Consider the following 2555-nt stretch of genomic DNA (forward strand, 5'->3'; position numbering starts at 1 on the left):
ACGCTACCTTTAAAGTCGACAACAGAGGTTTGCTCCATGATCTCTTCTTTCGATTTACCAACCGTACGTGGTGTAATACCATGCTCGGTATTATACCTTATCTGCAGTTCGCGGCGGCGGTTGGTCTCGTCCATCGTAATCTGCATCGAGTCGGTTATTTTATCGGCATACATAATTACCCGGCCCCTGTCATTACGGGCAGCACGGCCAATGGTTTGGATCAGCGAACGCTCCGACCGCAGGAAACCTTCCTTATCAGCATCTAAAATAGCTACTAAAGATACCTCCGGTAAGTCCAATCCTTCACGCAGTAAGTTGATCCCAATCAGTACATCAAACTCGCCAAGGCGCAAGCCGCGCAATATCTCTACACGCTGCAGGGTTTTTACCTCCGAATGGATGTAACGGCATTTGATACCCAGCCTGTCCATATACTTGGCCAGTTCTTCGGCCATGCGTTTGGTTAGGGTGGTTACCAGTATACGGTCGCCCATTTTAATGGTTTTATCTACCTCATCAAGCAGGTCATCCACCTGGTTTATTACCGGGCGCACATCAATAACAGGGTCAAGCAACCCTGTAGGGCGTATCACCTGTTCAACAACCACCCCGCCCGATTTCTCCAGTTCAAAATCGGCAGGAGTTGCGCTTACATAAATGGTTTGCGGGGCAAGGCGTTCAAACTCCTGGAAGTTTAACGGACGGTTATCCATCGCCGCAGGCAAACGGAAACCATAATCAACCAGCGAGATCTTCCTCGACCTGTCGCCGCCATACATAGCCCTTATTTGAGGCACTGTTACGTGGCTCTCATCAATCACCATCAGGTAATCATCCGGGAAGTAATCCAACAAACAGAAGGGGCGCATCCCCGGCTGGCGGCCGTCAAAAAAGCGGGAGTAATTTTCAATACCACTGCAATAACCCAATTCGCGGATCATCTCCAGGTCGTAATTAACCCTTTCTTCCAGTCGCTTGGCTTCAATAAAGCGGCCATCATCAATAAACTGTTTCTTACGGGTTTCCAGTTCTTCCTGTATGGCCCAAACCGATTGCTGGAAGCGCTCGCGCGGGGCAACGTACAGGTTGGCGGGGTAAACCACCATGTGCGTCATCTTCTCGATGGTTTTGCCTGTGGTGATATCAAAAGTACTTAGCTCTTCAATATCATCGCCAAAAAAGCTGATACGGTAGGCATAATCCATATATGCAGGGAAAATATCCACCGTATCGCCCTTAACACGGAAGGTACCGCGTTTAAAATCGGCGGTGGTGCGGGCGTACAATATCTCAACCAACCGGTGTAAAAAAGCGTTTCTGCTGATGCGTGTACCTACCGCGAATTTGAATACCGAATTGGCAAAATCCTCGGGGTTACCCATACCATAAATACAGGATATAGACGATACCACGATCACATCCCTCCTACCGCTCATGAGTGCCGAGGTGGTGCGTAAACGTAGTTTTTCTATCTCCTCGTTTATCTGCAGGTCTTTTTCTATATAGGTGTTTGACGAGGGGATGAACGCCTCGGGCTGATAATAATCATAATAGGATACAAAGTAGTTCACCGCGTTATCGGGGAAAAACTGCTTAAACTCGCCATACAGCTGTGCCGCCAGCGTTTTATTGTGGCTCAGTATCAGTGTTGGCTTTTGGGTTTGCTCAATTACGTTGGCTATGGTAAACGTTTTACCCGAACCTGTTACACCTAAAAGGGTTTGGAACGGATCGCCGTTGTTTACACCTTCAACCAGTTGCTTGATGGCGCCTGGCTGGTCGCCGGTGGGTACGTACTGAGAAGTTATTTTAAAATCCATTACTCAAAAATAGTGATTAGTGGTTAGTTAACCAGTGGTTAGCGATTAGTTAATAACGATTTTGACCGTTTGATGTTCCAAATCAACACAAAGAAAACATCAGGGGATGACAACCCTATGTCAGCAGAGGCTTAAAGGGCAATTTATTTTTATCCCGATAGATAATGTGCTATATTTAATGCTGCTAACCACTACCCCTATGACACCTTTTATCCTGAACAAAACCGATACCATTGCCAACCAGTTTTTGGCCGAACTGCGGGATGTAAACATACAGCAGGATAAATACCGCTTCCGTAAAAACCAGGAGCGGCTGGGCGAGATACTGGCCTACGAGATCAGCAAAACTTTAAAATACAGCGCTACAGAGGTAGAAACCCCGCTGGGCACAGCCAATATAAACTTAGCTATTGAACAGCCCGTGATAGCCACCATACTGCGCGCCGGGCTACCCTTTCACCAGGGGTTCATCAACTTTTTCGACCGTGCCGAATCGGCATTTGTAACGGCTTACCGTAAGGTTAAGAAAACAGGGGCCTTCACTATTCAGATAGATCAGATCTCTGCCCCCAACCTGGAGGGTAAGACACTTATTATGTGCGATACCATGCTGGCCACCGGGCAAAGTATCGTACTGGTTTGTAAAGAGATAATAGCCCAATACAACTTAAAAGCCCTGCATATCGCATCGGTTATTGCCAGTACCGAAGGCATTGCCCATGTACGCGCCAACCT

Annotated in this window: 2 protein-coding genes; one reads left to right on the plus strand and one right to left on the minus strand. The window is 47.4% G+C overall.

All coding sequences use genetic code 11. From position 1 onward, the window contains the following. A partial coding sequence (uvrB, locus tag WC615_RS08955) for an excinuclease ABC subunit UvrB (protein WP_372977768.1) occupies positions 1-1820 on the minus strand: 1820 nt, incomplete at its 3' end. Positions 1821-2019: 199 nt separating this feature from the next. Here uvrB and upp point away from each other — a divergent pair. After that, positions 2020-2555: uracil phosphoribosyltransferase (gene upp / locus WC615_RS08960; protein ID WP_372977766.1), on the plus strand; the 536-nt coding region annotated here is incomplete at its 3' end.

It is taken from the genome of Mucilaginibacter sp., assembly GCF_041663085.1.
Classification (GTDB): domain Bacteria; phylum Bacteroidota; class Bacteroidia; order Sphingobacteriales; family Sphingobacteriaceae; genus Mucilaginibacter.